The sequence below is a fragment of the Stenotrophomonas sp. LST15-1-1.1 genome, assembly GCF_040815575.1.
GTDB lineage: Bacteria > Pseudomonadota > Gammaproteobacteria > Xanthomonadales > Xanthomonadaceae > Stenotrophomonas > Stenotrophomonas lactitubi_B.
On record NZ_JBFPNJ010000032.1, the window covers coordinates 186,354 to 212,547 of the forward strand.

The 26,194-nt window shown below is 66.9% G+C and carries 25 protein-coding genes; 20 read left to right on the forward strand and 5 right to left on the reverse strand.

Features of this window, described 5'->3' with window-relative positions:
- Positions 1–117 precede the first annotated feature (117 nt).
- From radA to MRBLST15_RS18695, 4 genes are all read left to right on the forward strand, one after another.
- Positions 118–1,494: a DNA repair protein RadA gene (gene radA, locus MRBLST15_RS18680; protein WP_100551874.1), complete on the forward strand. Its 1,377-nt coding sequence runs from the start codon at positions 118–120 to the stop codon at positions 1,492–1,494.
- 170 nt (positions 1,495–1,664) lie between these two features.
- A complete protein-coding gene (locus MRBLST15_RS18685) occupies positions 1,665–3,521 on the forward strand; it encodes an ATP-binding protein (protein WP_367787300.1) in 1,857 nt (618 codons plus the stop codon).
- A gap of 47 nt (positions 3,522–3,568) precedes the next feature.
- On the forward strand, positions 3,569–5,875 hold the full coding sequence (locus tag MRBLST15_RS18690) for a tetratricopeptide repeat protein (protein WP_367787302.1): 2,307 nt from the start codon (positions 3,569–3,571) through the stop codon (positions 5,873–5,875).
- Between the two features lie 106 nt (positions 5,876–5,981).
- Positions 5,982–6,446 carry a hypothetical protein gene (locus MRBLST15_RS18695; RefSeq protein WP_367787304.1) on the forward strand — a complete coding sequence of 155 codons (465 nt, stop codon included), beginning with the start codon at positions 5,982–5,984 and terminating at the stop codon, positions 6,444–6,446.
- Between the two features lie 68 nt (positions 6,447–6,514).
- Here the strand turns inward: MRBLST15_RS18695 and MRBLST15_RS18700 are convergent, their stop codons facing one another.
- Positions 6,515–7,309, reverse strand: a complete 795-nt coding sequence (locus tag MRBLST15_RS18700; RefSeq protein WP_265951284.1) for a cytochrome C assembly family protein — start codon at positions 7,307–7,309, stop codon at positions 6,515–6,517.
- A gap of 122 nt (positions 7,310–7,431) precedes the next feature.
- On the opposite strand from MRBLST15_RS18700, the gene ffh reads away from it, so the two are divergent.
- The 12 genes from ffh to MRBLST15_RS18760 all read left to right on the forward strand — a co-directional run bounded on the left by ffh (position 7,432) and on the right by MRBLST15_RS18760 (position 15,719).
- Positions 7,432–8,808, forward strand: a complete 1,377-nt coding sequence (ffh, locus tag MRBLST15_RS18705) for a signal recognition particle protein (protein WP_100551878.1) — start codon at positions 7,432–7,434, stop codon at positions 8,806–8,808.
- A gap of 55 nt (positions 8,809–8,863) precedes the next feature.
- Positions 8,864–9,298, forward strand: a complete 435-nt coding sequence (locus tag MRBLST15_RS18710) for a hypothetical protein (protein WP_367787307.1) — start codon at positions 8,864–8,866, stop codon at positions 9,296–9,298.
- Positions 9,299–9,386: 88 nt separating this feature from the next.
- Positions 9,387–10,463 carry an NAD(P)H-dependent flavin oxidoreductase gene (locus MRBLST15_RS18715; RefSeq protein ID WP_312705696.1) on the forward strand — a complete coding sequence of 359 codons (1,077 nt, stop codon included), beginning with the start codon at positions 9,387–9,389 and terminating at the stop codon, positions 10,461–10,463.
- On the forward strand, positions 10,460–11,242 hold the full coding sequence (locus tag MRBLST15_RS18720) for an aminotransferase class IV family protein (RefSeq protein WP_367787309.1): 783 nt from the start codon (positions 10,460–10,462) through the stop codon (positions 11,240–11,242). The genes MRBLST15_RS18715 and MRBLST15_RS18720 overlap by 4 nt, the downstream gene beginning before the upstream one ends.
- Before the next feature lie 129 nt (positions 11,243–11,371).
- On the forward strand, positions 11,372–11,980 hold the full coding sequence (locus MRBLST15_RS18725; protein WP_230110529.1) for a suppressor of fused domain protein: 609 nt from the start codon (positions 11,372–11,374) through the stop codon (positions 11,978–11,980).
- A 190-nt stretch (positions 11,981–12,170) separates the two neighbouring features.
- Positions 12,171–12,431: a 30S ribosomal protein S16 gene (rpsP, locus tag MRBLST15_RS18730; protein WP_025873821.1), complete on the forward strand. Its 261-nt coding sequence runs from the start codon at positions 12,171–12,173 to the stop codon at positions 12,429–12,431.
- A 45-nt stretch (positions 12,432–12,476) separates the two neighbouring features.
- Positions 12,477–12,989, forward strand: a complete 513-nt coding sequence (gene rimM, locus MRBLST15_RS18735) for a ribosome maturation factor RimM (protein ID WP_025873820.1) — start codon at positions 12,477–12,479, stop codon at positions 12,987–12,989.
- Between the two features lie 8 nt (positions 12,990–12,997).
- Positions 12,998–13,756, forward strand: a complete 759-nt coding sequence (trmD, locus tag MRBLST15_RS18740; RefSeq protein ID WP_312705698.1) for a tRNA (guanosine(37)-N1)-methyltransferase TrmD — start codon at positions 12,998–13,000, stop codon at positions 13,754–13,756.
- A gap of 152 nt (positions 13,757–13,908) precedes the next feature.
- The gene (gene rplS / locus MRBLST15_RS18745; protein WP_223494549.1) at positions 13,909–14,310 is read left to right on the forward strand and encodes a 50S ribosomal protein L19; all 402 of its coding nucleotides are present in this window, start codon (positions 13,909–13,911) and stop codon (positions 14,308–14,310) included.
- An 81-nt stretch (positions 14,311–14,391) separates the two neighbouring features.
- A complete protein-coding gene (locus MRBLST15_RS18750; protein WP_312705699.1) occupies positions 14,392–14,766 on the forward strand; it encodes a DUF6404 family protein in 375 nt (124 codons plus the stop codon).
- Positions 14,767–14,842: 76 nt separating this feature from the next.
- A complete protein-coding gene (locus MRBLST15_RS18755) occupies positions 14,843–15,277 on the forward strand; it encodes a DUF1801 domain-containing protein (protein WP_367787313.1) in 435 nt (144 codons plus the stop codon).
- A 34-nt stretch (positions 15,278–15,311) separates the two neighbouring features.
- A complete protein-coding gene (locus MRBLST15_RS18760) occupies positions 15,312–15,719 on the forward strand; it encodes a DUF1801 domain-containing protein (RefSeq protein ID WP_265951292.1) in 408 nt (135 codons plus the stop codon).
- Between the two features lie 60 nt (positions 15,720–15,779).
- Here the strand turns inward: MRBLST15_RS18760 and MRBLST15_RS18765 are convergent, their stop codons facing one another.
- Entirely contained in the window at positions 15,780–17,237 is a 1,458-nt protein-coding gene (locus MRBLST15_RS18765; protein ID WP_127564167.1) for an MATE family efflux transporter, read from the reverse strand.
- A gap of 62 nt (positions 17,238–17,299) precedes the next feature.
- On the opposite strand from MRBLST15_RS18765, the gene MRBLST15_RS18770 reads away from it, so the two are divergent.
- From MRBLST15_RS18770 to MRBLST15_RS18780, 3 genes are all read left to right on the forward strand, one after another.
- On the forward strand, positions 17,300–17,539 hold the full coding sequence (locus MRBLST15_RS18770) for a hypothetical protein (RefSeq protein ID WP_265951293.1): 240 nt from the start codon (positions 17,300–17,302) through the stop codon (positions 17,537–17,539).
- Positions 17,540–17,548: 9 nt separating this feature from the next.
- The gene (locus tag MRBLST15_RS18775) at positions 17,549–17,956 is read left to right on the forward strand and encodes an RNA-binding S4 domain-containing protein (RefSeq protein ID WP_265951294.1); all 408 of its coding nucleotides are present in this window, start codon (positions 17,549–17,551) and stop codon (positions 17,954–17,956) included.
- A gap of 214 nt (positions 17,957–18,170) precedes the next feature.
- Positions 18,171–19,367 (forward strand): glycoside hydrolase family 5 protein, encoded by a 1,197-nt coding sequence (locus tag MRBLST15_RS18780; protein WP_367787316.1) that lies wholly within the window; start codon positions 18,171–18,173, stop codon positions 19,365–19,367.
- 140 nt (positions 19,368–19,507) lie between these two features.
- On the opposite strand, the gene katG is transcribed toward MRBLST15_RS18780, so the two are convergent.
- The 3 genes from katG to mutS form a co-directional block, all read right to left on the reverse strand.
- Positions 19,508–21,748, reverse strand: a complete 2,241-nt coding sequence (gene katG / locus MRBLST15_RS18785; protein WP_367787318.1) for a catalase/peroxidase HPI — start codon at positions 21,746–21,748, stop codon at positions 19,508–19,510.
- A gap of 144 nt (positions 21,749–21,892) precedes the next feature.
- Positions 21,893–22,510, reverse strand: coding sequence for a DUF937 domain-containing protein (locus MRBLST15_RS18790; RefSeq protein ID WP_367787320.1), 618 nt, complete (start codon positions 22,508–22,510; stop codon positions 21,893–21,895).
- A 129-nt stretch (positions 22,511–22,639) separates the two neighbouring features.
- Positions 22,640–25,231 carry a DNA mismatch repair protein MutS gene (mutS, locus tag MRBLST15_RS18795; RefSeq protein ID WP_367787322.1) on the reverse strand — a complete coding sequence of 864 codons (2,592 nt, stop codon included), beginning with the start codon at positions 25,229–25,231 and terminating at the stop codon, positions 22,640–22,642.
- Positions 25,232–25,553: 322 nt separating this feature from the next.
- Between mutS and MRBLST15_RS18800 the strand changes: the two genes are divergently transcribed.
- The gene (locus MRBLST15_RS18800) at positions 25,554–26,183 is read left to right on the forward strand and encodes a hypothetical protein (protein WP_367787324.1); all 630 of its coding nucleotides are present in this window, start codon (positions 25,554–25,556) and stop codon (positions 26,181–26,183) included.
- The last annotated feature ends 11 nt before the right edge of the window (positions 26,184–26,194 follow it).

The following is a 26,194-nucleotide window of genomic DNA, read 5'->3' on the forward strand; positions in this document are numbered from 1 at the left end:
GCAAGGCGCACGCCCGCCACCGCTATCGGCACCGGCGGGTGGGACTTGAGTGGTCGCAGCACGTGCGACCCGGCTCGGCTATCCTGCCACGCTCGTTGCCCCAGCAGGAAATCTCCGATGGCCAAAGCCCGCACCGCGTATGTCTGCAATGAATGCGGCGCCGAATACAGCAAGTGGCAAGGCCAGTGCACCGAGTGCAATGCCTGGAACGCGCTGTCGGAAATCGTCCTTGAAAGCGCGACGGCGGCCAAGGCGCCCGCCTCGCGCCGTGCCGGCTGGGCCGGCAAGATCGACCCGCCGAAGATCACCGCACTGAAGGACGTGGCGCAGACCGAGCACAACCGGGTCAGCACCGGCATCGGTGAATTCGACCGCGTGCTCGGTGGCGGCCTGGTCGAGGGCGCGGTGGTGCTGGTCGGTGGCGACCCGGGCATCGGCAAATCCACCCTGCTGCTGCAGGCGGTGGCGAAGATGGCCGCGGTGCTGCCGGTGCTCTATGTCACCGGTGAAGAGTCGCTGGCCCAGGTGGCCGGTCGTGCACACCGGCTGGAGCTGCCGCTGGAGGGCGTCAACGCGCTGGCCGAGACCGGTGTCGAATCCATCCTGCAGCACGCCACCAAGAGTGGGCCGCGGCTGATCGTGGCCGATTCGGTGCAGACGCTCTGGACCGAGACGCTGACCGCCGCGCCCGGTTCGGTCAGCCAGGTGCGCGAGAGCGCTGCGCGGCTGGTGCGCTTTGCCAAGGAAACCGGAACCGCGGTGTTCCTGGTCGGCCATGTGACCAAGGAGGGCGGCATCGCCGGCCCGCGCGTGCTGGAACACATGGTCGATGCCGTGCTGTATTTCGAAGGCGAGAGCGGCAGCCGCTTCCGCCTGCTGCGCGCCTTCAAGAACCGCTTTGGTGCGGTCAACGAACTGGGCGTTTTCGCGATGGGCGACAAGGGCCTGAAGGAAGTCTCCAATCCGTCGGCGATCTTCCTGTCCGGTGCCAGCACGCATCAGCCAGGCAGCTGCGTGATGGTCACCCGCGAAGGCACCCGGCCGCTGCTGGTGGAAGTGCAGGCGCTGGTCGACGCCTCGCCGCTGTCCAATCCGCGCCGCGTGGCGGTGGGGCTGGAGCAGAACCGCCTGGCCATGCTGCTGGCGGTGCTGCATCGGCATGGCGGTGTGCTGGTAGGCGACCAGGATGTGTTCGTCAACGTCGTCGGTGGCATCCGCGTGCAGGAGACCGCCGCCGACCTGCCGGTGCTGCTGGCGGTGCTGTCCTCGCTGCAGGACCGTCCGCTGGCCGAGAAGACCATCGCGTTCGGTGAAGTCGGCCTGTCCGGTGAGATCCGGCCGGTACCCAACGGCGAGGACCGCCTGCGCGAGGCGGCGACCCACGGTTTCAAGCGCGCCATCGTGCCCAAGGCCAATGCGCCCAAGGGCGGCTCGGTGAAGGGCATGGAAGTGATCGCGGTCGAACGCCTGTCCGAGGCCATCGACGCGGCGTGATGCCGGTACTGTAGAGCCGAGGCCATGCTCGGCTGCTTTTCCGGCAAAGGGCAGCCGAGCGTGGTTCTACAAACGTCACATGCGGCAACGGTCAGCCTGCCTGTGCTAGTTTTCCCGGCTCGACGAAGGCGCCCCCTGGCGCCTTTCCGTGGCAAGGAGTAATCGATTACATGCAGGACCCGATGTTCAGCACCCCCGCCGCCGAAATCCGCCGCGCCGGGGTCGATCTCAATGGATTGATGACGGTGCTGGGCAAGCACCTGTATTCCACCCCGATGGTGGCGCTGCGTGAGCTGGTGCAGAACGCGCACGATTCGATCATCCGTCGCCGTATCGAGCAGCCCGGCATCCAGTGTGTGTCGCGCATCGACGTGCAGGTCGATGTCGCCGCCGGCGTGCTGCGCATCACCGACACCGGTGCCGGCCTGACCCGGCAGGAAATCCACGATTACCTGGCCACGGTCGGGGTCGGTTACACCCGCGGCCTGCGCCAAGAGGGCGAGGATAATGAAGGCCTGATCGGCATGTTCGGCCTGGGGTTCCTGTCGGCCTTCGTGCTGGCGCGCCGTGTCAGCGTGCGCACCACCTCCTATCAAGCGCCGGAGCTGGGCCACCTGTACGTGTCCAGCAACGCCGAGCAGTACACCGTCAGCGAAGTGCCGGCACGCGCGATCGGCACCGAGGTCGAGCTGGAGCTGCATCCGGACTTCCTGCCGCTGGCCAACGAATTGCGCCTGCACGAGGTGCTGGGCCGCTACTGCGCGCTGCTGTCCGAGCCGATCTTCATCGGTGCGGCGACCGCCGCGATCAATCCCGAACCGCCGCCGTGGCGCGGGCAGGGTGACGTCGTGCTGCATCCGGTGCAGGCACGCCGCCAGGCGCAGCAGTTCGCGGCCCGCTTCGAACACGATTTCGAGCCCATCGTGACGATGCCGTTGCAGTCCGATGGCAGCAGCGACGCCGTCGGCATGCTCTGGGTGCAGGACGGTGCCACCTACGGCACCAGCGACAACCGCAATCTGTCGGTGTTCGTGCGCGGCATGCTGCTGGACGACGACGCGCGCGACCTGCTGCCGCCGTGGGCCGGCTTCATCGGTGGGGTGATCGAATCGTCGAAGCTGACCCCGACCGCCAGCCGCGAGGACCTGCAGCGCGATGACCACTATCGCGCAGTACAGCACGCCCTGCTGGAAGCGCTGATCGATGGCCTGGCCGACGTGGCGCGGCAGCAGCCCGAAGCCTGGCGACGCGTGCTCAGCCGCCACAACGAAGCCCTGCTGGGCGCGGCGCTGTGCGATGAGCGCCTGTTCGACCTGCTGCTGGAACACGTGCGCGTGCCGACCTCGCAGGGTGACCTGCCGGCCAGCGCGTTGCCGGCGCGCGGCGCGGTGCATGTGATCCTCGACAACGGTGGCGGCTTCGAGGAAATGCTGTTCCGTGCGATGGGCGTGCCGGTCGCGCATGGCCATCGCTATGCCGTGGTGCCTTTCCTGCGCCGCTGGGCCCAGGCCAAGGGCCTGCGCCTGGTCGAACTCGGTACCGAGCAGGGCAATCGCGCACTGTTCCGCACCGACGACAGCCTTGACGATGCGCAGCTGGCCTGGCTGCGCGAACACCTGGGCGATGGCGAACAGTTGCTGCCGGCGCGGTTCAGCCCCGAGGCGCTGCCGGTGGTGGTGGTGCCTGACCGCGAAGCCGAACTGAAGCAGCGCCTGGAAGACGACGAGAACGACAAGCGCGTATCGATGGCGGCATTGCGGCTGGCGCGCCAGTTCACCGCGCGCATCGAGGCCCGCGCACCGTCGCGGCTTTACCTCAACCTGGACAATCCAGCCGTGCAGGCCTTGCTGCAGGCCCAGCGCGATGGCCACCCGCAGGCCGCAGCGGCCGCGCGCCTGCTGCGCTCGCTGAAGATCATCGTGTCCGCGCAGGGCCGGCCGTTGCAGCGCAGTGCGGCGACGCCGGGCCCCGATCTCAATGGTGCATTCACTGATATTGCCGGTGCCCTGCAGCAGATGCTGCGCTGAGCACCGCCCCCTCTCATCCAGCCTTCGCTAGAAAGGAGTATTACCCCATGGATATCTGGAACTGGGTCGAAAAACTGCAGGAAGACCTGCGCCAGGCCGGGCAGGCACAGAACGCCCACCTGCTGACCCGCCTTGCCGATGAAGTCAGTGAACTGCAGGTCGACCGCGTCGATGCGTTGCTTCCCGAAGCACGCGCGCTGGGCAAGGCGCTGGACAACCCCTGGGTCGACGTCTATGTCGGCCATTGGGCGCTGCGCAACCGCGTCGGCAACCGTGTCGAGGGTGAAAGCGCGCTGGGCGAGTCGGTGGCGCTGTTCGAGCGCGCACACCGCGCCGATACGCTGGATTGCCCGCAGTCGATCTGCGTCACCCAGGACCTTGCCGCCTGCTACGGCAACATCGATGGTCCGGGCTGGGTGCCCGAGCGCATCGAGGTCTGCGACGAGACGCTGGGCCGCATCGACCCGAGCTGGGCCTGTTTCCAGTGCCTGAGCTGCGAGAAGGCCGACGCGCTGCTGGACGACGGCCGCGGCCAGGACGCGCTGGACTACCTGCAGGTGCAGGCGGCGGCGATCCAGGCGCGCGGCAAGGAAGTGTTTGACAGCTTCCCGGAAATGCAGATCAAGATCCTGCTGGCCAGCGGCCGTGCTGCGGAGGCGCTGGCACTGATCGAGCAGCGCGAGGCCGAAGTGGCCGCTGCAGGCGAATACGAGCCGGCCAACTGCACGGTGCCGCGTCGGCTGTCCAAGGCCTGGGCGCTGGCCCAGCTGGGGCGTGATGAAGAGGCGCTGCAGCAGCTGGTGCCCTGGAGCGAGCTGACGCCGAACCACTGGCGGCTGTGGGCCAATACGGCTTCGACGCTGTGCAGTCGTGATGGCGAACGCAACACCTGGGATCTCGGCACGCGCTTCAACACCATCATCGAGCACTTCGCCACTGTTGGCGCACACCGCCTGGTGATCGAGATCGCTGCACTGAGCCTGGAACTGGCCCTGCAGCGCGGTGCGCGCTGGGTGGCGCAGCGCCAGCTGGGCCTGGCCCGCACCCATCTGGCGCAGCTGCGGCAGGACCGCGGCGCTGCCGCGCTGGTGGCTGGCTTGGCGGCACGGATCGAGGCGCTGCCGCAGACGGCACCGCTGCCGGTGCCTGCCGATGAACTGCTGGCGTGGCTGCAGGCGCAGGGCGAACAGAACCAGTCGCGCGATCCCGAGCGTGAAGCGCAGTGGCTGCTGCAGGCGCACGCCGAGCGGCCGGACGACGGCGCGCTGGCCGAGGTCGCCGCGTCGGCGCTGCATGCCTGTGGCGCGAAGAGCGAAGCGCAGGCACTGCTGTGGGACTTCGTGCGCGGCCACGCGCAGGAAGATGGCGCAGCGGCCTACACGCTGATGCGTTGGCTGGCCGAGCAGGGCGATGATGACGGCCTGCGCAGGCTGGCCGCGACCTACCGCGACAGCGTGCCGGTGTTCGCGCACTGGTGCGAGGTGCAGCGTGCACGGCGCGCTTCGGATTGGCCGGCGCTGGAGCAGGCCGCGCAGGCATTGCTGGCGTTGTCGCCGGGATCGAACGGTGCACGGGGGACGCTTGCGCGCATGTACATGGAGACCGGCCGCTTCAGCGAGGCACAGGCCTGCTATGCGCAGCTGGTGGAACTGCTGGAAGAGCCCAACGCCGCGCACTGGGACCACATGAGTGCGGCCAGCGCGGCGCGCGACTGGGATGCGGTGCGCCGCTCGGCAGCAGCGATCGGCATGGAGCTGTCCAGCCAGCAGGGCGTGGTCGAAGAACCGTGGGGCTGGGTGATCATCCGCAGCGAGGAAGGCGGCGAGCCGATGGAGTACTACGCCCGCCGCAGCGGTCCGGTGACCGCGCGCATCGTCGAGAACGCACCGGCCAACCGCGCACAGCAGGTGGGTGACTGGGTGGTGTTCGACGCCGGCCTGGTGCACCCCGCACCAGAGGACGAAGCGGAGCGCGAGCACTTCATTCCGACCTATGCGCAGGTGCATGTGCTGGAGCGGGGTGGTTTCGCACGCAGCTGGCTGATCGACGGCGCGCACCCGGGCGAGGAGGCATGGAAAGACTTCGTCGAAGCGGCCGAAGCACAGGGCTGGAAGGTCTGGGCGCACAGCCGTGCGGACTACACCGTGACCGATCCGGACGCGGAAGACGGCACGCTGCCGGGGCTGCTGTTCACTGTCGCCCAGCCGCAGGATCACGCGCCGCTGGCGCTGCATCGCTTCCTGCAGCAGGCGACGGCGGATTGGGCGCACCCGCACTGCTGGCTGCGCTTGGCCGAGGCCTGTGACCAGGATCGCCAGCCGCACCTGGATGCGATCGAGCGGTACGGGTTGTAATCTCCGTCGCGCTGCGCGCTCGCCGGCCATGGCCCGGCGCTACCCATACGTGTTGCCGGTAGCGCCGGGCCATGCCCGGCGTCTCTCCACCATCAAGGAACTGGATATGCGAAAGACAGGGATGTTGGCGATCGTCAGCCTGCTGTTGGCCCCCACCGTGCAGGCTGCGCCTGCCTGCCGGGAACCGGCCGAGGTGGCCCGCGCCTTCTTCGAAGCGACCACCGGCAAGGGCGACCTGCTGCAGCCGCCGCAGGCGCTGGTCAGCGCGGCATTCGCCAAGGCGCTGCACGCCGAGCGTGCCTGCCAGGTGCGCGAAGAGGGCATCTGCACGATCGATTCCGATCCGTGGCTGGACGCGCAGGACGGGGATATCGACAGCCCGGTGCGCTACAGCTGGAAGCAGGCGTCGGCCACGGCCGGCCAGGTCGAAATGCGCTACCCGGTCTGGGGCAAGGCCTACGTGACGCGGTTGCCGATGGTGCGCAAGCGCGAGGGCTGCTGGCAGGTCGATGACATCCTCACCAACAGCGGCCGCTCGGTGCGGAAGATCCTGGCCCAGCCGCTTCCTTGAGCCCATGGGGCATCCACGCATGGCGTGGATCTACTGGCTCCGATTGCCGGCCGTTGGCCGGCACGCCTCTATCGCGAATGCCCGAACACCAGCTCGATCACGAACTGGCTGCCGAAGAACGCCAGCAGCAGCAACAGCATCGCCGTCAGCGTCCAGTGCACCGCCTTCGCGCCGCGCCAACCATAGCGACGGCGGCCGATCAGCAGCACGCCGAACACGATCCACGACAGCACGCTCAGCACCGTCTTGTGCACCAGCTTCTGCGCCAGCAGGTCGTCGACGAACAGCACGCCGGTGACCAGGGTCAGGGTCAGCAGGGCGAAGCCGACGGTGATCACCCGGAACAGCAGTGATTCAAGGTCGGCCATCGGCGGCAGCGCACGCAGCCACGGACGGAATTCCCGGCGGCGCAGCGCACGTTCCTGCAGCCACAGCATGATCGCCAGCAGCGCAGCGATGCTCAACGTGGCGTAGGCCAGCAGCGCCAACCAGGCGTGGCTGGCCAGTCGCCAGCCCAGCAGCTTGCTCGGTTCGTGGCCGTAGCCGTGGTAGACCAGCAACAGCAGCGCGGCCAGCGGGAACACCACCACGCCCAGGGTGGACATGCGCCCGCGCGCGCCCACCAGCGAGGTCAACCAGGCCATGCCCAGGCCCACCAGCGACAGCGCGGCGAAAAAGTGCATGTCCGGTCCGCCGGTCGTGCGCATCGCCACCAGCACGTGGTAGCCGCCATGCAGCAGCATCGCCGGCAGCGCAGGCCACAGCCACACAGGCGCGGTCACCCCGTCGTTGCGACCAAGGGCGCGCACCAGCAGAACGCTGGCGGCCAGGTAGAGCAGGACGGCAATGAGAACGATTGTCATCGTTGAAGTTTCGCATACCCCCGCGGTGCTGGCGACGGGCCTGGCGTCGCAGTCCGGGGGGCGCGGTGGACCCGTTATACTGTGGGCCTTATTGTCCCCCGCTTTCAGACAGGTTGCGCCGCATGTTCGAGTCCCTGACCCAGCGCCTTTCCGGCACCATCGAGCGCCTGCGTGGCCGTGGCCGCCTGACCGAAGAGAACATCCGCGAGGCGACCCGCGAGGTCCGCATCGCGCTGCTCGAAGCCGACGTCGCGCTGCCGGTGGTGCAGGCCCTGATCGAGCGCATCAAGGTGCGTGCGGTCGGCCAGGAAGTGCTGAAGTCACTGACCCCGGGCCAGGCCCTGATCAAGGTCGTGCGCGACGAGCTGACCGCGGTGATGGGCGCCGAAGCCAGCGACCTGAACCTCAACGTTCCCGCTCCGGCCATCATCCTGATGGCAGGCCTGCAGGGCGCCGGCAAGACCACCACGGTCGGCAAGCTGGCCAAGCACCTGAAGGAAAAGCGCAAGAAGAAGGTGATGGTGGTCTCGGCCGACGTCTACCGTCCGGCGGCGATCGAGCAGCTGAAGACGCTGGCCGAGCAGGTGGGCGTGCTGTTCTTCCCGTCCAGCGCCGACCAGAAGCCGGAAGCCATCGTCCGCGCTGCCATCGATGACGCGCGCAAGTCGTTCGTCGACGTGCTGCTGGTCGATACCGCCGGCCGCCTGGCCATCGACGAAGCGATGATGGCCGAGATCAAGGCCCTGCACGCTGCGGTCAACCCGGCTGAAACCCTGTTCGTGGTCGACGCCATGACCGGCCAGGATGCTGCCAATACCGCCAAGGCCTTCGGCGATGCACTGCCGCTGACCGGCGTGGTGCTGACCAAGACCGACGGTGACGCCCGTGGCGGCGCCGCGCTGAGCGTGCGCTACATCACCGGCAAGCCGATCAAGTTCGTCGGTGTCAGCGAAAAGCCGGAAGGCCTGGACGTGTTCCACCCGGACCGTATCGCCAGCCGCATCCTCGACATGGGCGACGTGCTGTCGCTGGTCGAGCAGGTCGAGCAGCAGGTCGACAAGGACAAGGCGCAGAAGCTGGCCGAAAAGGTCGCCAAGGGCAAGAAGTTCGATCTGAACGACATGCGCGACCAGCTCGAGCAGATGCAGAACATGGGCGGCATCGGCGGCCTGATGGACAAGCTGCCGGGCCTGGGCCAGATTCCCGAGCACCTCAAGCAGCAGGTCAGCCAGGGCAAGGAAGTGCCGCGCATGATCGCCATCATCGGCTCGATGACCAAGAAGGAACGGCGCAACCCGAACCTGCTCAACGGCTCGCGTCGCGCCCGCATCGCCAAGGGCTCGGGCGTGACCCCGGCCGACGTCAACAAGCTCATGAAGCAGTACATGCAGATGGAAAAGATGATGAGCAAGATGGCCGGCGGCGGCATGAAGGGCATGATGCGCAGCATGAAGGGCATGATGGGCGCCATGGGCGGCCGTGGCATGCCGTTCCGTTGAGCGCGCGCTGTATCGAACGCTTGAACAACCCGCGGAATCAATCAAAGGAATGTGCATGAACAAGTCGATCGTGGTGATGGCGCTGGCCCTGGGCCTGGTTGCCTGCAAGGACGACACCTCCGTGTCGCAGAAGGCCGGCAGTGCCATCAGCGGCACCGCTGCCGATTTCGTCGCTGGGCTGGGCGAGGGCGTGGACAAGAAGATGAACGTGACGCTGCAGGCCGATCCGGCCCTGGCCGCGCGCGGGCTCACCGTCACCCTCGGCAAGAGCCGTGGCATGGGCTCCAAGGGCGCAGCGGTCTACGTGGTGGCCGACAAGGTCTTCAAGGGCAAGCTGGTGGCGCGTGCACTGGATGCCGAGGGCACCGAGATCGGCCGCGCCAGCGCCGAGGAAGAGTTCGCCGCGGATGACGCGCGCTATGTAACTTTCAAGTTCAACGAAGAAATGGACAGCCAGCTGGTCCGCACCTACGCGGTGTCTGCACGCTGAGCAACCCGGGAGCGGATCGCCCGAGGCGACGCTCCCGTCCACAATGTCTGGCGTATGCTGGCAGCGACTCCTCCCACAGGTGCGTCGCGTGAGCCTTTCGCCGATTCTCGAACGCGCCGACGATTTCTGTCGGCGTTTTTCATTGCAGCTGCCGATCCTGCTGGCACCGATGGCCGGCGCCTGCCCGGTTCCGCTTTCGGCCACGCTGGCCAACGCCGGCAGCATGGGCGCGATGGGGGCGGTGTTGTCGCCCGCGGCGGATATCGGCCGATGGATGCAGGACTTCCGGGCCGCGTCCAGCGGTCCGGCGCAGGTGAACCTGTGGTTGCCCGATCCCGCACCGGTGCGCGATGTGGCCGCCGAGGCCGCCACGCGTGCTTTCCTGGGCCAATGGGGGCCGGAGGTCGCGGCCAGCGCCGCAGATGCCACGCCTGCTGATTTCGAGGAGCAGTTCAGCGCGCTGCTGGCGGCACGGCCGGCGGTGGTCTCGACCATCATGGGCGTGCTGTCACCGCGTCATGTGCAGCAGTTGAAGGATGCGGGCATCGCCTGGATCGCCTGCGCGACGACGCTGGCCGAAGCGCGCGCGGCACAGGATGCGGGTGCTGACGCCGTGGTCGCGCAAGGTGCTGAAGCCGGTGGCCATCGCGGTGCCTTCGATCCGATGCGTGCCGAGCAGCAGCTGGTCGGCCTGTTTGCGCTGCTGCCGCGGCTGGCGGACAACCTGAAGATTCCGGTGATCGCTGCGGGTGGCATCGGCGATGGTCGCGGCATTGCCGCTGCCTTGATGCTTGGGGCCAGCGCGGTGCAGATCGGCACGGCTTTCCTGCGCACACCCGAAGCGGCGGTGGCACCGGCATGGGCCGACGCATTGGCCCGCAGTGAACCCGAAGATACCTGGCCGACCCGTGCCTTCAGCGGGCGCCTGGGACGTGGCCTGGCGACCGCTTACGTGCGCGCCGCTGCCGCCGAGGGCGCGCCCGCACCGCGCCCGTATCCGGTGCAGCGCGGCCTGACCGCTCCGATGCGCAAGCAGGCCACCCAGGAAAACCGGCTTGCCGCGATGCAGGCCTGGGCCGGTCAGTCGGCGTGGATGGCATCGGCCGCGCCGGCCGCCGACGTGCTGCGTGGCATGTGGGAACAGGCGCAGGCACTGCTGCGATGATGGTGACCTGCAACGGCGCCACGGCGCGGGCCGAAGACCTGCTGCCGGCGCTGACCAACTATGGCCACTTCACCTCGCTGCAGGTGCGCCGCCACGCGGTGCAGGGGCTCGATCTGCATCTGCAACGGCTGGCGAAGGCAACGCGCGAGTTGTTCGGCAGCACGCTCGATATCGCGCAGGTCCAGGCGTGGATGGCACAGGCGCTGCAGCAGGCCGGTCAGGTCGACGCATCGATGCGGGTCACCGTGTTCTCGCGCCGTTTCGATTTCCGCGATCCGCTGGCCAGCGTGCCGGTGGATGTACTGGTTGCCGTCTCCGCACCAGTCGCGCTGACCGCGCCCAAGCGCGTACGCAGCGTGACCTGGCAGCGCGAGCTGCCGCAGATCAAGCACGTCGGCACGTTCGGCCTGTTCGCCCAGCGCCGTGCCGCGCTGGCAGCGGGTTTCGACGATGCGCTGCTGGTGACTGCCGATGGGCAGATCAGCGAGGGCACGACCTGGAACCTGGCCGTGCATTACGGCGAACACCTGGTCTGGCCGCAGGCGCCTGCGCTGCGGGGAACCGCTGAAGCGCTGCTGCAGGCGGGCTGGGTGGGTCCACAGCAGATCCGCCCGCTGCAACTGAATGAGCTGGCCGGCATGCAGGCCGCCTTCGCCTGCAACGCCAGCGGGCTGTGGGCGCTGGACGCCATCGACGGTCACGTGCTGCCGGGTTCGCAGGCCCTGGCCGAACAGGGCAGGGCGGTGCTGGCCCGGGTGCCCTGGCAGCCGCTTTCCTGAACGAGGTGCGCTGGCGGTTGCTCGCCGGGCGTGCCCGGGCGCTACCGTGAAGACCCAGGGTGGGTAGCGCCGGGCCATGCCCGGCGGATGCTTTCGCAGCACAGGACAGTTCAGGAGTTCCAATCAGATATGGGCACAGTCACCGAGCAGCATCGCGCGGTAGCGATGCACGCGATGAAGATCATGGGCGGCGACGCACGGCCCAAGGTCCAGGCCTTTCACGATGACCGTCGCCAGCGTTCGGTCGACATCCTCACGACGCCCAACGCTCCGGAAGCGGGCCTGAAGTCGATTTCGTCCATCGGACTATCTGATTTCGCACTACGCCACTCAAATGGTCATGAACTGGAAACGCGCGTCGAGCTTTGCGCATGTGTACCTGAGGAGAGACTGCACTGGGACAACGTCGTTGCCTCCACTGCATTTGCGATCATGCGTGATCGTGCGGCGGTGCTACCGGGCAGCGTGATTCTGGACATCCTGCTGGACTACTTCCCGTCGTCGAAGATGCCGCATATCTATCTGGTGCCTCCCTTCTTCTGGCGTGAGGGAAGGTTTGCGGGGCTGCAGCTGCCACCTCTCGCGATCAACTGGCTCCAGTGCATCGCCATCCATGAATCTGAGCGGCGTCTGATCGAGCAGATTGGCGCGGACGCGTTTGATGATCTGCTGCAACGTCACGAGGTCGACGTGTTCGATATGGATCGTGTCGCCCTGCCGGCATTGGGCGTCGCGTGACGCCTTTGGCATTGGCGGGACGCGGGATCAGTCGCTGAATCCATCACTTTGCTGAATGAAAGCCGCCGGGCATGGCCCGGCGCTACCGGACAGGTCTGTTTTTCCGCGGGGTTGGCTCGGCCGGACTCTGCCGCTATAATCTCCCGCTTACCGCGCCATCCTGGCGACTGGGCAATAGGAAAAAACCACCATGGTCAAGATTCGACTGACCCGCGGCGGCGCCAAGAAGCGTCCGTTCTACCACATCATCGTCACCGACGTCCGCAGCGCCCGCGACGGCCGCAACATCGAGCGCGTCGGCTTCTACAACCCGGTTGCACAGGGTGGCGAGAAGCGCATCGAGCTGGACCTGGCCCGCGTTGATCATTGGGTCAAGAACGGCGCCCAGCCGACCGAAAAAGTTCGCAACCTGATCAAGGAAGCGAGCAAGTCCCAGGCCGCTGCGGCCTGATCCTGACGGGCCGCGCCCTGGTGCGGCCCATCTGATTGAACGCAGATGAAAGATAACGAGCGCCGCATCCTGCTTGGCAGGATTGTCGGCGCTTTTGGTGTGCGCGGCGAAATAAAGCTCGAGTCCTGGACCGAGCCGCGTTCCGCTATTTTCCGTTACCAACCGTGGATCCTGCGCAGCCCCAACGGGCAGGAATCGACGCTTGAAGGCGCCCGTGGCCGGGATACCGGCAAGCACCTGGTGGCCCGTTTCCCGGGCATCGAGGATCGCGACACGGTTGAGGCGATGCACGGCACCGAGGTCTTCGTGGCCCGCAGTGCGCTGCCGCCGCCCAATGCCGACGAGTATTACTGGGTCGATCTGGAAGGCCTGGATGTGAAGACCGTCGAAGGCGTTGCCCTCGGCCAGGTCTCGCACCTGTTCAGTACCGGCGCCAACGATGTGGTGGTCGTACGCGGTGATCGCGAGCGGATGATTCCGTTCGTCGTGCCGGAGTTCGTCAAATCCGTCGATTTCGAGGCCAATCTGGTCGTGGTCGACTGGGACCCCGAGTTCTGAGTGTGAGCATGCGTTTCGACGTCATCACCCTGTTCCCCGATTTCCTCGCCCAGTCCGCTGGACTGGGTGTGGTCGGCCGTGCGCAGGAAAAGGGATTGTTCAGCCTGCATGGCTGGAATCCCCGTGACTACGCCGAGGGCAACTACCGTCGGGTGGACGACCGTCCGTTCGGCGGTGGCCCGGGCATGGTGATGCTGATCGAACCGCTGCAGGCCTGCCTGCAGGCGATCCGCGAGGCCGATCCGACGCCTGCGCGGGTGATCTATCTGAGCCCGCAGGGTGCGCCGCTGACCCAGGCCAAGGTGCGGGAACTGGCGGCATTGCCGCGCATGGTCCTGCTCTGCGGGCGTTATGAAGGCATCGACGAACGCTTCCTGGCCGCCAATGTCGACGAGGAGATCTCCCTCGGCGACTATGTGCTGTCCGGCGGCGAGCTGGGGGCTGCGGTCATCATCGACGCCGTGGCCCGGCTGCAGGAAGGCGCCTTGAATGACGCCGAATCGGCCGCGCAGGACAGTTTCGAGGGCGACCTCGGCCTGCTCGACTGCCCGCATTACAGCCAGCCGGCCCAGCATCCGCTGGGTGACGTGCCGGACGTGCTGCGCTCGGGCAACCATGCCGCCATCGCCGCCTGGCGCCGGCAGCAGTCGTTGATCCGTACCGCGCAGCGGCGCCCGGACCTGCTGGATGAACCCGCGCTGGGCAAGGCTGACCGCAAGCTGCTGGCCCTGGCCCGCCAGGCCCCGGCAGAAAAGGGCAGGCCCTAGCGCCAGCCCCGCTTTATCGGCTATCATGGCCAATTACCGCCAGCCCAGGCCGGCGTGCAATACCCAAAACAAACGTGCAGCACAGTCCGGTGACTGCATGAGCCCACGCTGTCGAATGACACGCCCACCCGAACAATGAATCGGTGTAACCCATGAGCAAGCTGAACAAGTCCATCGTCGCGGAATTCGAATCCGCCCAGATCACCCGTGAACTGCCGCAGTTCAGCCAGGGCGACACCGTTGTCGTCAACGTGAAGGTGAAGGAAGGTACCCGCGAGCGCGTGCAGGCCTATGAAGGCGTTGTCATTGCGACCAAGAACGGCGGCCTGAACTCCTCGTTCACCGTGCGCAAGATCTCGCACGGCTACGGCGTCGAGCGCGTGTTCCAGACCCACAGCGCCATCATCGACTCGGTCGAAGTGAAGCGCCGTGGTAAGGTCCGCGCCGGCAAGCTGTACTACCTGCGTGGCCTGGAAGGCAAGGCTGCCCGCATCAAGGAAGATCTGGCTGCCGCTGCTGCCGCCAAGGCTGCCCGCCTGGCAACCAAGGGCTGATAAACAACTTCGGTTGTTGCCGCGACGGCCGCCTTCGGGCGGCCGTTTGCGTTTGTGGCGTCGCCTCGTTAGTTTCAATGAATGGATGAGACCGACCATCGATACCCGGCGGACATCCAGGTCGCGTTGCGCTTCCTGGACCGTTCCGGCGTGCCACGGAGGGAAGCGGCCCCTTTGCTGCACCGCATGCTGTGGCGGCTGGGTGTCGCGTTGCCGCCACCGATACTGGCCGGGTTCCTGACCAATACGCTGCTGCAGGGGCTGCTGTTCGGCGTGTTCTGGACGGTGCTGATGTGGCTGCTGCTGTGGCAGGGCAGGGCCCCGGCGCTGGAACTGCTGTTGCTTGCCGGGGGCGCATCCGGCGCGATGTTCGGCCTGGTGATGGCCACCCTGATGTGGTTCCTGCGCGGCGCCCGCAAACTGCCCACCTGGCAGCAGTTCCGCCGCAGCCTCTGAGGCCATGGCGCAGTGCGCCGTGACCGCTGCCGGGCGGCGGCGTACGCTCGGGCCTTCGACCCCCATGGCCCCTGCGATGCCTGCCAAGCGACCTGCCCACAGTGCTGCGCCCAAGCTGCTGTCCGGCGGTAATCCGCAGATCGCCAAGGGTGAAGGCGATGCGCCCGTGCAGGCCTATATCGCCGCCATGCCGGACTGGAAACGGGCCGTTGGTGCACGTCTGGATGCACTGATCGAGCAGGCCGTGCCCGGCGTGCACAAGGCGGTGAAATGGAACTCGCCGATGTACGGCATCGCTGCCGGCGAGGGCTGGTTCCTCAGCTTCCATTGCTTCGCCCGCTACATCAAGGTCGCCTTTTTCTGCGGCGCGCGGTTGCAGCCTGTTCCGCCGGAACCGTCCAGGAGCGCCGACACGCGCTACCTGCATATCCTTGAGGATGGGGCGCTGGACGAGGCGCGGTTCCTCGACTGGGTGCGGCAGGCCAGCGAGCTACCCGGCGAACGCATGTAATTCCCCAGGATCTTTCCCCGTAGGAGACCACGAGATGGCCACGCAGAAGACCGATCCCGCAGATGCCGCTCTCCCTGCCGCCGCCCTTATCGACGCCCGTATTGCCGAGCTCGGTGATTGGCGTGGCGACATCCTCGCCCGCGTGCGCGCGCTGATCCACGAGGCGCTGCCGGACGTTGAGGAAACCTGGAAGTGGCGTGGCACACCGGTGTGGGAACACAACGGCATCCTGTGCACCGGCGAGACCTACAAGCAGGCAGTGAAGCTGACCTTCGCCCACGGCGCTGCATTGCCGGACCCGAAGGGCCTGTTCAATGCCAGCCTGGAAGGCGGCACGCGCCGCGCGATCGACATCCACGAAGGCGAAATGCCCAACGCCACGGCGTTCAAAGCCCTGATGCGTGCGGCCGCAAAGCACAACGCCACGAAGAAAAAGCGGTAGTGCCGGGCCATGCCCGGCGGATTTCTGGCAACCGCTGCGCTCGCCGGGCGTGGCCCGGCGCTACCGGGTCACAGCATCCGGGTCGGCCACCGGCGACGGCGGGCAGGCCGGAATCTCCGATGGCGTGGCGAGTTCTTCCGCGCGCACGGGCGTACTGATCATCCTCGCCTTGCGCCAGCCACCCCAGCGGTAGTACGCCAGCGACAGCAGCATCGATACCAACGAACCGGCCGGGAAGCTCCACCAGATCGCATCGGCGCCCCAGTATGGCTGCAGGAATTCGGCGAACGGCACGCGTACGCCCCACAGCGACGCCGCCAGGATCAGCAGCGGCGGCAGCACCGCGCCGGTGGAGCGCACCACGCCGGAGATCACGAAGCTGACGCCGAAGAACAGGAACGAACCGATCACGATGTGGTTCAGGTGCCGCGCGATCTGCAGGGACTCGCTGCCCTGCGGCAGGAACAAGGCCAGCGAATACTGGTCCAGCAGTACCAGCGGCAGGATCAACGCGCCGGTCAGCAGGAAGTTGAACGCGATGCCCTGGCGTGCGGTACCGCGCACGCGATCCCAGCGCTGCGCACCGACATTCTGCGCGGCCATCGACGAACACGCCGCACCGATCGCCATCGCCGGCATCTGCACGTAGTTCCACAGCTGCAGCGACGCACCGTAGGCTGCGCCGGTGTCGGTGCCGTACTGGTTGACCATCGTCATCAGCATGATCACCGACAGCGAGATCAGCACCATCTGCAGGCCCATCGGCACGCCCTTGACCACCAGCGCACGCAGGATGGTCATGTCCAGCTTGAACAGGTGCATGTCGGCGCGGCCCAGCCACAGCGTATGCCGCTTGTGCCGCATGTACAGCAGCAGGCCGGCCAGCGACAGCGTCTGCGACACCAGCGTGGCCCAGGCCGAGCCGGCGATGCCCAGTTCCGGGAACGGCCCCATGCCGAAGATCAGCACCGGGTTCAGGGCGATGTCCAGCACCACCGAGACCAGCAGGAAGCGGAACGGCGTGCGCGAATCGCCGGCACCGCGCAGCGCCGCACTGAGGAAGGCGAAGGCGTACAGCGTCGGCATCGCCAGGAAGATGATGCGCAGATAGGCCTCGGCCAAGGGCAGCGAGGCGGCAGGCGTGCCCATCGCCGCCAGCAGCGGGTGGGCCAGGAACCAGCCGGCGATGGCGATGATCACCGACAGGCCGATGAAGAACGTGGCGCTGGTGCCGACCACGCGCCGTGCCTGGGCAATGTCGCGCGCGCCGATGGCCTGGCCGATCAGGATGGTCGAGGCCATGCCGAAGCCGAACACCGAACCGATCAGGAAGAACATGATGTTGTTGGCGTTCGCGGTGGCGGTCAGTGCCGCTTCGCCGAGGAAGCGCCCCACCCACACCGCATTCACCGAGCCGTTCAGCGACTGCGCGATGTTGCCGGCCAGGATCGGCAGCGCGAACAGCAGCAGGTTGCGGCCGATCGGGCCGGAGGTCAGGTCAAGCGGCGCTTTGGCCATGGAGTGGTGATCGATTCCCGGGAGGCGCACACTAGCATCAAGCCGGTTTGCAGGATGTGGCAATGCATCAACGACAGCAGGCGATGCGGATCATCGCGGTGGCCTTGATCGCAGCGGCACTGGCCGCATGTTCGTCAGGTGACCGGCTGGGCGATACCCAGGTGCGGCCGACCGACCGCCCCGAGTGCCTGGTCGGCAGTCAGCGCCAGGATCTGGCGGCCGGAACGCCGGCATTGATCGGGGGCACGGGTTGCCGTACCGACCCCGACAATCCGCGCCCCCTGAACAAGCGAACGGAGTAGTCCCTACCGATGTCCGAGCTTTCCCCGTTGGCGCCCAGCGTCCGTCTGGACATCTGGCTGTGGGCGGCCCGCTTTTTCAAGACCCGCAGCCTGGCCAAACAGGCGATCGAGACCGGCAAGGTATCCGTGGCCGGGCAGCGCCCGAAATCCTCGCGTGCGGTGCGTGTGGGGGAGCAGCTGCTGGTTGATCGCGGTGAAGAACACTTCGAGATCCAGGTGCTGGGCCTGAGCGACCAGCGCGGCCCGGCGCCGGTGGCGCAGCAGTTGTATGCCGAGAGCGAGGCCTCCAAGGCGCGCCGTGCCGAACTGCGTGCGCTGCGCGTTGCCGCCCGTGATGGCTACCAGGCGCCGGAGCACAAGCCGGACAAGCGCGCGCGACGGTTGATCCGTGCATTGGGTGACATCGACGCGCTGTGACGGCAATTGCCCGGGCTGAACCGGCCCGCGCTCTGGTAGCCGCCCGCCTTGGTGGGCGCTGTGCCATGTGCCGACCAAGGTCGGCCCCTACCGTGTCGTGGGTGCGGCCCACGCTCTGGTAGCCGCCCACCTTGGTGGGCGCTGTGCCGCCCGCGCTCAGCCACCGTTCGGCTTATGCCCCGCACGTTGGATGGTCTCCTCAAGGAAGCCCACCATGTTCCTGCGCCGCAGCCTGCTGTGCCTGGCCCTGTCCGCCGCCGTCCCGGTGTTCGCCGCCGACATCACCTTCTGGGATACGCCGCAACGCGGTGGCAACAGCTTCAATGAAGCGCCGCCGGACAAGGCCTATTTCCAGGCATTGCGTGCGACCGGCGCCACCTGGGTACGACTGACCCCGGACAAGTGGCGCAGTGCCGGCGGCCGCGATTTCCTGATGGGCGATGCCGACCATTATCAAGGACTGGTCGAGGCCGACGTGGCCACGCTGCGCCGCGCGCTGGATGACGCCAATGCCTCGGGATTGAAAGTGGTGCTGGTGCCGCTGTCACTGCCGCTGCTGCGGTGGAAACAGAAGAACGGCGATGTGGTCGACCAGCGCCTGTGGCAGTCCTTCGACAACCACGCACCTGCCCAGCGCTTCTGGCGTGATCTGGCTGTCGCGCTGAAGGGGCATCCGGCGCTGGCCGCCTACAACCTTATCAATGAGCCGGCGCCGGAATACGGCACCACGCTGGCCGAACATGCCTCCCGCGAGGACATGCGGAAGTGGTATGCGGGCGTGCAGGGCGGGCCGCGCGATCTGCGCCAGCTGTACAAGGAGCTGGTGGCCAGTGTGAGAGCGGTCGATGCAGACATGCCATTGATGCTTGATGCCGGCTGGTATGCCGCGGCCGATGCGTTCGACTACTGGCCTGCGCCGCTGGACGACGCGAAGCTGCTGTACAGCGTGCACATGTACGAGCCGTACGCGGCCACCAGTGCGCCGAACCAGAAGCGCAGCACACCGTACCGCTATCCCGCCGAGGTGCCGTTCGGCGACCGCAGCGAGCGCTGGGATTCCGCGCGCGTGCGCAGCTACCTGCAGCAGCCGATGGACTGGGCGAAGACACATGGCATCGGCGCCAACCGCATGGTGATCGGTGAGTTCGGCTGCATGCGTCGCTGGCCGGATTGCGGCGCCTACCTGCGCGATGTATTGGCGGTGGCCGAGCAGCAGAAGGTGCATTGGGCGTTCTATGCATTCCGCGAAGACGGCTGGGACGGCATGGACTACGAACTGGGCGACAAGCCGCTGCCGTGGTCGTACTGGCAGGCGGTCGAAAAGGGTGAAGCCGTGCAGCCGCCGCGTTCGATGCAGGCGCCGTTGTTCGCGCCGATCCTGGAGCGGTTGAAGGCGGGAGCGCCTCGGTAGTCGCCCACCTTGGTGGGCGTTGTGCCGCATGCCAACCAAGGTTGGCACCTACCAGATCAGGGTGCGAACGCTCTGGTAGTCGCCCACCTTGGTGGGCGTTGTGTCGGGTGCCAACCAAGGTTGGCACCTACCAGGGCATGTCAACCGTGCAGGTCGTAGCGGTCCAGTTCCATCACCCGCGTCCAGGCGGCGACGAAATCCTGCACGAACTTCTTCTCGCCATCGGCACTGGCGTACACCTCGGCCAATGCACGCAGCACGGCGTTGGAACCGAACACCAGATCCGCGCGGGTGCCGGTCCAGCGTGCAGCGCCATCGCTGCGGCCGCGGCCTTCATAGCTTTCGCGGCCGGTCGCCTTCCAGGTTGTGCCCATGTCCAGCAGGTTGACGAAGAAGTCGTTGCTCAACGTGCCGGGTCGGTTGGTGAAAACGCCGTGCCTGCCGCCATCGACGTTGGCGCCAAGCACGCGCAGGCCACCGACCAGCGCGGTCATTTCCGGTGCGGTCAGGGTCAGCAACTGCGCTTTGTCGATCAGCAGCGCCTCGCCCGGCACGCTGTAAGCGCCCTTGAGGTAGTTGCGGAAACCATCGGCAGCCGGCTCCAGCACCGCGAACGATTCGACGTCGGTCTGCTCCTGGCTGGCATCGGTACGACCCGGGGTGAACGGCACGCTCAGGTCGTGGCCGCCGGCCTTTGCCGCCTGCTCGATGCCGACGCCGCCGGCCAGCACGATCAGGTCGGCCAGCGACACCTGCTTGCTGCCTGCGCCGTTGAACTCGGTCTGGACCTTTTCCAGCGCGCCCAACACCTTGGCCAACTGCTGCGGCTGGTTCACCGCCCAATCCTTCTGCGGCGCGAGGCGCACGCGCGCACCGTTGGCACCACCGCGCTTGTCCGAGCCGCGGAAGGTCGACGCCGAAGCCCACGCGGTCGACACCAGCTCCGCCACGCTCAGGCTGGTGGCCGCGATCTTCTGCTTCAGCGCAGCGATGTCCTTGGCGTCGATCAGCGGGTGCTTGGCTTCCGGCACCGGGTCCTGCCAGATGAATTCCTCGGCGGGGATTTCCGGGCCGAGGTAGCGCGCACGCGGACCCATGTCGCGATGGGTCAGCTTGAACCAGGCGCGGGCGAACGCATCGGCGAAGGCCTGCGGATCGGCAAGGAATTTCCGCGAGATCTTTTCGTAGGCCGGGTCCATGCGCAGCGACAGGTCGGTGGTCAGCATCGTCGGGCGGTGCTTCTTCGACGGATCGTGCGCGTCGGGAATCACCGCATCCGCATTCTTGGCGACCCACTGGTGGGCACCGGCCGGGCTCTTGCTCAATTCCCATTCGTTGCCGAACAGGATCTCGAAGAAATCGTGGCTCCACTGTGCGGGCGTACGAGTCCAGGTCACTTCCAGGCCGCTGGTGATGGTGTCGCCACCCTTGCCGCTGCCGAAACTGTTGGCCCAGCCGAGGCCCTGGCTTTCCAGGCCTGCTGCTTCCGGTTCCTTGCCGACGTTGTCGGCCGGGCCAGCACCGTGGGTCTTGCCGAAGCTGTGACCACCGGCGATCAGGGCGACGGTTTCCTCATCGTCCATCGCCATGCGGCCGAAGGTGTCACGGATGTCATGCGCGGCCAGCACCGGATCGGGATTGCCGTCCGGGCCTTCCGGGTTCACGTAGATCAGGCCCATCTGCACGGCGGCCAGCGGGTTTTCCAGTTTGCGCGAATGCACGTCGCCATCAGCGTCGTCATCGGACACCAGCACGCCGTGGTTCTCTTCCACACCCTCCGAGCCGTGCTTGTAACGCACGTCGCCGCCCAGCCAGGTGGTCTCGCGGCCCCAATACACGTCCTGGTCGGGCTCCCAGGTATCGGGACGGCCGCCGGCAAAGCCGAGCGTTTTGAAGCCCATCGATTCCAGTGCGACGTTGCCGGTCAGGATCAGCAGATCGGCCCACGAAATGGCCTGGCCATACTTCTGCTTGATCGGCCACAGCAGGCGTCGCGCCTTGTCCAGGCTGACGTTGTCCGGCCAGCTGTTGAGCGGCGCGAAGCGCTGCTGGCCGCGGCCACCGCCGCCACGGCCATCGTCGATGCGGTAGGTGCCGGCGCTGTGCCACGCCATGCGGATGAACAGGCCGCCGTAATGGCCGAAGTCGGCCGGCCACCAGTCCTGCGAGTCGGTCATCAACGCCTTCAGGTCGGCCTTCAGGGCGCTGTAGTCCAGCCCGTTGAAGGCCGTGGCGTAGTCGAAGCCCGCATCAAGGGGATTGGAGCGCGTGGAGTGCTGGTTGAGCAGGTCCACGCGCAGCTGGTTCGGCCACCAGTCGCGGTTGGTCGTCGCATCACCGACGACGGCATGGTTGAACGGGCACTTCGCTTCGCTTTTCATGGGTCTCTACCTGTGGACTGGCGAATGAGGGAATCAGATCGCTTACCCACCATAGGCATCGCCTAACGATGGGTAAATTCGATTGATTCAACCGCTGCGATAGTGGCTGCCTATGATAGGCAGCGCTTGGATCGTTGTGCGCGATCAGCGCTTGAGCAGGCCCGCGCCGAGCTTGAACAGATCGCTGGCGCCGAACTGGCCATCACCGTCCTGGTCGAGCGCACCGCCGAGCAGGCTGCCGATGCCGCCGCCGGACTGCTGTGCTTCCTGGCCCAGTGCCTGGCTGAGCTGGCCGGCGTTGCCGCTCTGGGCAAACCGCTGGGCCAGGAACGACATGACGATGGGGGCGAGGAACGCCAGCAGCTGACTGGACTTGCCGCTGTCCAGGCCGGTCTTCTGGCCCAGTGCTTCGGCCGCCTGCGAGGTCTGCCCACCGAATACGTGGCCGAGGATGCCGGCACCGTTGGTGGCGTTGCCGCCGCCACCACCCATCACCGCGCCGAGGATGCTGCCGATGTCGAATCCGCCGCCACCGCCGCCGGCCGAACCGAGGTGGTCGCGCTGCAGGGCATTGAGCAGGGACTGCGCACCCTGCGGCTCACTGGCGTTCTGGCCCATCGCGCCCAGCAGCAGGGGCAGGGCGGTGCCGACAGCCTGGGTGGCCTGGCTGCTGTCCAGGCCGAGCTGCTGTGACACCTGCTGCAGGCCTTGGCCCTGCTGCAGCTGCTGGAAGAGGGATGCAGCGAGGGATTCGGTGTTCATGGCGGTCTCCGGTCTGTGAAGGACGAACCGCCCGAGCATAACGCCGTGTACACGACGGAAGTGCGAAGGGCAGCCGAGCGCGGGCTCGGCTCTACAACGGTAGCGCCGGGCCACGCCCGGCGGCCGGGATTACAGCAGGGCCTTCAACCGGTACAGCGCTTCCAGCGCCTGCTTTGGGGTCAGCTCGTCCGGGTCGATCGCGGCCAGCGCCTCCTGCGCCTTGTTCGGCGGGGCGGCAAACAGTCCGAACTGCTGTGGTGCATCCAGCGCCTGCGGGGCGAGCTCGGCGGCATGGCTTTCGCCGCCGCGCTGTTCCAGTTCGGCCAGGCGTCGGCGCGCCTGTGCCACCGTGGCACGCGGCAGGCCGGCAAGGGCAGCCACCTGCAGGCCGAAGCTGCGGTTGGCCGGGCCGTCCTTCACCGCATGCATGAACACTAGCGCTTCGCCGTGCTCGACGGCATCCAGATGCACGTTGGCGATGCCGCTGCGGCCGCCCTCGTGCTGTTCGTCGGCCAGCGCGGTCAGTTCGAAGTAATGGGTGGCAAACAGCGTGTAGCAGCGGTTCTCGTAGGCGAGATGGCGCGCCACCGCGTCGGCCAGGGCCAGCCCGTCGTAGGTCGAGGTACCGCGGCCGATCTCGTCCATCAGCACCAGCGAATGTGCGGTGGCGTGATGCAGGATGTAGCTGGTTTCAGCCATCTCGACCATGAAGGTCGACTGCCCGCGGGCGAGATCGTCGCCGGCGCCGATGCGGGTCAGGATGCGGTCGATCGGGCCGATCAACGCACGGCTGGCCGGCACGAAGCTGCCGATGTGGGCCAGCAGCACGATCAGCGCGTTCTGCCGCATGTAGGTTGATTTACCGCCCATGTTCGGGCCGGTGATGACCAGCATGCGACGGTCCGGGTGCAGGTCCAGATCGTTGGGCTCGAACGGCTGGTCGCGCACCGCTTCCACCACCGGATGGCGGCCGCGTTCGATGTTCAGGCACGGCTCGGCCTGCAGTTCCGGGCGCGCCCAGTCCAGCGCCTGCGCACGCTCGGCGAAGGCGGCCAGCACATCCAGTTCGCTGAGTGCGGCGGCGCACTGCTTGAGCGGTTCCAGCTGGGTGCCCAGCGTGTCCAGCAGCTGCTCGTACAGGTACTTCTCGCGCGACAGCGAACGGTCACGCGCGGACAGCACCTTGTCCTCGAATGCCTTCAGTTCTTCGGTGATGTAGCGCTCGGCATTGGTCAGCGTCTGCCGGCGGGTGTAATGCACCGGCGCGCGCTCGGACTGGCCCTTGCTGATTTCGATGTAGTAACCGTGCACACGGTTGTAGCCGACCTTCAGGGTGGCGATGCCGCTGCTCTCGCGCTCGCGCTGTTCCAGGTCGACCAGGAACTGGTCGGCGTGGGTCGACAGGCGCCGCAGTTCATCCAGCTCGGCGTCGAAGCCATCGGCCAGCACGCCACCATCGCTGAGCTTGAGCGGTGGCATTTCGGCAATGGCGCTGGCCAGCAGGTGCGCGCACTCGTCGTGCTCGCCGAGCGCGGCGTGCAGGGTCTGCAGTCGCGGTGAATCCAACGGTGCCAGCACCTCGCGTACGGCCGGCAGCAGGCCGAGGCCATCGCGCAGGGTCGAGAAGTCGCGCGGCCGCGCCGAGCGCAGGGCGACGCGGGTGAGGATGCGTTCCAGGTCGCCGAGACGACGGAACTGCTCGCGGATATCCGCCTCCGCACCGCGGTCGATCAGTGTTTCCACCGCGTGGTGGCGCTGCACCAGCACCTCGCGCAGACGCAGCGGTCGATGCAGCCAGCGGCGCAACAGGCGGCCACCCATCGGCGTCACCGTGCTGTCGAGCACGCCGAGCAGGGTGTTGCGGGTATCGCCGTCGACGCGGGTGTCCAGCTCCAGATGGCGGCGCGTTGCCGCGTTCATCGCAATCGCTTCGCTGGCGGTCTCCATCGAGATGGAGGTCAGGTGCGGCAGGCGCTGCTTCTGGGTTTCCTCGACATAGCCGAGCAGGGCGCCGGCAGCGGCCGTGGCGCGCGGCCTGTCGTCGATGCCGAAGCCACTGAGGTCGTGCAGCTTGAAGAAGTTCAGCAGCTGGCGGCGACCACTGTCGGCATCGAACAGCCACGGCGCGCGGCGACGCACGCCGCTGCGCTGGCGCAGGAAATCGGGCCAGTTCTCTTCATCCGGCACCAGCAGTTCGGCCGGTTCCAGACGGGCCAGCTCGGCCTCCAGCGCGTCATCGGTGTCGACTTCGTTGACCAGGAATCGGCCGCCGGCCAGGTCGGCCCAGGCCAGCCCATAGCCGCTCTTGTTGCGCGACAGTGCCATCAGCAGGGTGTCGCGGCGCTCGTCCAGCAGCGCTTCGTCGGTGACGGTGCCAGGGGTAACAATGCGCACCACTTTGCGTTCGACCAGCCCCTTGGCCAGTGCCGGGTCGCCGATCTGTTCGCAGATCGCCACCGATTCGCCCAGCGCCACCAGACGTGCGAGGTAACCCTCGTAGGCGTGCACCGGCACACCGGCCATCGGAATCGGTGCGCCACCGGAGCTGCCGCGCTGGGTCAGGGTGATGTCGAGCAGGCGCGCGGCCTTGCGCGCGTCGTCGTAGAACAGCTCGTAGAAATCGCCCATGCGGAAGAACAGCAGCAGGTCCGGGTAGTCGGACTTGGCTGCGAAGAACTGCTTCATCAGCGGGGTGTGTTCGGCGGACTTGTCTTTGGACATGGGACTCGTGGATCAGGGGCGTCCGCCCGCGCCGGAAGGCAGCGGGGCGGAGCGGGTACAGGGTCGTCCATGGTAACTGGTCGGGGGGAAGGGGCGCTTTCGTTGGTGTCCTGGGAGATGTCGCAGACAAGCAGCGGCGGTGGCGGCCGTGGCGGACAGTGGCTGCATGGATGCCGCAGGATAGCGGCGATCACGTATGAAATGGTCGCTGTGGGCGCGCCGTCGCGGGAGCTTGATGAATGTGCTGTGTGGGTCACAACTTGCGTTTGAATCGCAGGTGGAGAGTTGACGGCCGCAATCGGGCGGTCAACGGAGTTCCTGCATGTTCCTTCGTACGCTGTTTGGTATGTTGCTTGCGATGTCCCTGATCAGTGCTGCGGCCCCGTCCCTGGCGGCAGAGGTATCCGGACCAAAGGACCTGCACCACCTCACTCTGCGGGTGCTGCACCACGCGAACCCCGTGTTCTCGCCGCGGGTAAGCGTGCAGGAAGGACGCACGGCGATCCTCACGCTGGAGGAGAAGCACGGCCGGCGCTACACGTTGGTGCTCGATGTTGCCCAAGCATTGGCCTTTGTCGGTGAAGCGGCCGCAGACCTGCAGTGGAGTCTGTGGGAGGGAGAACAGTTCAGCGGTACGTTGTTGCAGGAGGGTGCACTGACGATTTCTCCGATAATGGTGCAGGCGGCAGCGCGAAGCGGGCGACCGTTGGGGCTTCACAAGCAGGAACCGGATGCGGGTCCGACCGACGTTCAGGTACTTGACTATTCAATGGAGACGGCGGCTCTGGAGCCGGATGGCGTGTTGAAGGCGTGTGCGATCGCCACGACGGCAGCATCTGTGCGCAACAGCGGTTGCTGTGGCGCGAAGCGTCAGGATGGCAGCGGTCAGTCGCTCAAATGCTGCGGGGCAAGTTCCTGCTGTGCTTGTGGCACCTGTTGCCATGTCCCCTGATGTGGAGTGGC

Excerpts from the sequence above, each read along its gene's own strand:
- radA (WP_100551874.1), top strand. The coding sequence starts at position 118 with ATGGCCAAAGCCCGCACCGCGTATGTCTGCAATGAATGCGGCGCCGAA.
- MRBLST15_RS18685 (WP_367787300.1), top strand. The coding sequence starts at position 1,665 with ATGCAGGACCCGATGTTCAGCACCCCCGCCGCCGAAATCCGCCGCGCC.
- MRBLST15_RS18690 (WP_367787302.1), top strand. The coding sequence starts at position 3,569 with ATGGATATCTGGAACTGGGTCGAAAAACTGCAGGAAGACCTGCGCCAG.
- MRBLST15_RS18695 (WP_367787304.1), top strand. The coding sequence starts at position 5,982 with ATGCGAAAGACAGGGATGTTGGCGATCGTCAGCCTGCTGTTGGCCCCC.
- MRBLST15_RS18700 (WP_265951284.1), bottom strand. The coding sequence starts at position 7,309 with ATGACAATCGTTCTCATTGCCGTCCTGCTCTACCTGGCCGCCAGCGTT.
- ffh (WP_100551878.1), top strand. The coding sequence starts at position 7,432 with ATGTTCGAGTCCCTGACCCAGCGCCTTTCCGGCACCATCGAGCGCCTG.
- MRBLST15_RS18710 (WP_367787307.1), top strand. The coding sequence starts at position 8,864 with ATGAACAAGTCGATCGTGGTGATGGCGCTGGCCCTGGGCCTGGTTGCC.
- MRBLST15_RS18720 (WP_367787309.1), top strand. The coding sequence starts at position 10,460 with ATGATGGTGACCTGCAACGGCGCCACGGCGCGGGCCGAAGACCTGCTG.
- MRBLST15_RS18725 (WP_230110529.1), top strand. The coding sequence starts at position 11,372 with ATGGGCACAGTCACCGAGCAGCATCGCGCGGTAGCGATGCACGCGATG.
- rpsP (WP_025873821.1), top strand. The coding sequence starts at position 12,171 with ATGGTCAAGATTCGACTGACCCGCGGCGGCGCCAAGAAGCGTCCGTTC.
- rimM (WP_025873820.1), top strand. The coding sequence starts at position 12,477 with ATGAAAGATAACGAGCGCCGCATCCTGCTTGGCAGGATTGTCGGCGCT.
- trmD (WP_312705698.1), top strand. The coding sequence starts at position 12,998 with ATGCGTTTCGACGTCATCACCCTGTTCCCCGATTTCCTCGCCCAGTCC.
- rplS (WP_223494549.1), top strand. The coding sequence starts at position 13,909 with ATGAGCAAGCTGAACAAGTCCATCGTCGCGGAATTCGAATCCGCCCAG.
- MRBLST15_RS18750 (WP_312705699.1), top strand. The coding sequence starts at position 14,392 with ATGGATGAGACCGACCATCGATACCCGGCGGACATCCAGGTCGCGTTG.
- MRBLST15_RS18755 (WP_367787313.1), top strand. The coding sequence starts at position 14,843 with ATGCCTGCCAAGCGACCTGCCCACAGTGCTGCGCCCAAGCTGCTGTCC.
- MRBLST15_RS18760 (WP_265951292.1), top strand. The coding sequence starts at position 15,312 with ATGGCCACGCAGAAGACCGATCCCGCAGATGCCGCTCTCCCTGCCGCC.
- MRBLST15_RS18765 (WP_127564167.1), bottom strand. The coding sequence starts at position 17,237 with ATGGCCAAAGCGCCGCTTGACCTGACCTCCGGCCCGATCGGCCGCAAC.
- MRBLST15_RS18770 (WP_265951293.1), top strand. The coding sequence starts at position 17,300 with ATGCATCAACGACAGCAGGCGATGCGGATCATCGCGGTGGCCTTGATC.
- MRBLST15_RS18775 (WP_265951294.1), top strand. The coding sequence starts at position 17,549 with ATGTCCGAGCTTTCCCCGTTGGCGCCCAGCGTCCGTCTGGACATCTGG.
- MRBLST15_RS18780 (WP_367787316.1), top strand. The coding sequence starts at position 18,171 with ATGTTCCTGCGCCGCAGCCTGCTGTGCCTGGCCCTGTCCGCCGCCGTC.
- katG (WP_367787318.1), bottom strand. The coding sequence starts at position 21,748 with ATGAAAAGCGAAGCGAAGTGCCCGTTCAACCATGCCGTCGTCGGTGAT.
- MRBLST15_RS18790 (WP_367787320.1), bottom strand. The coding sequence starts at position 22,510 with ATGAACACCGAATCCCTCGCTGCATCCCTCTTCCAGCAGCTGCAGCAG.
- mutS (WP_367787322.1), bottom strand. The coding sequence starts at position 25,231 with ATGTCCAAAGACAAGTCCGCCGAACACACCCCGCTGATGAAGCAGTTC.
- MRBLST15_RS18800 (WP_367787324.1), top strand. The coding sequence starts at position 25,554 with ATGTTCCTTCGTACGCTGTTTGGTATGTTGCTTGCGATGTCCCTGATC.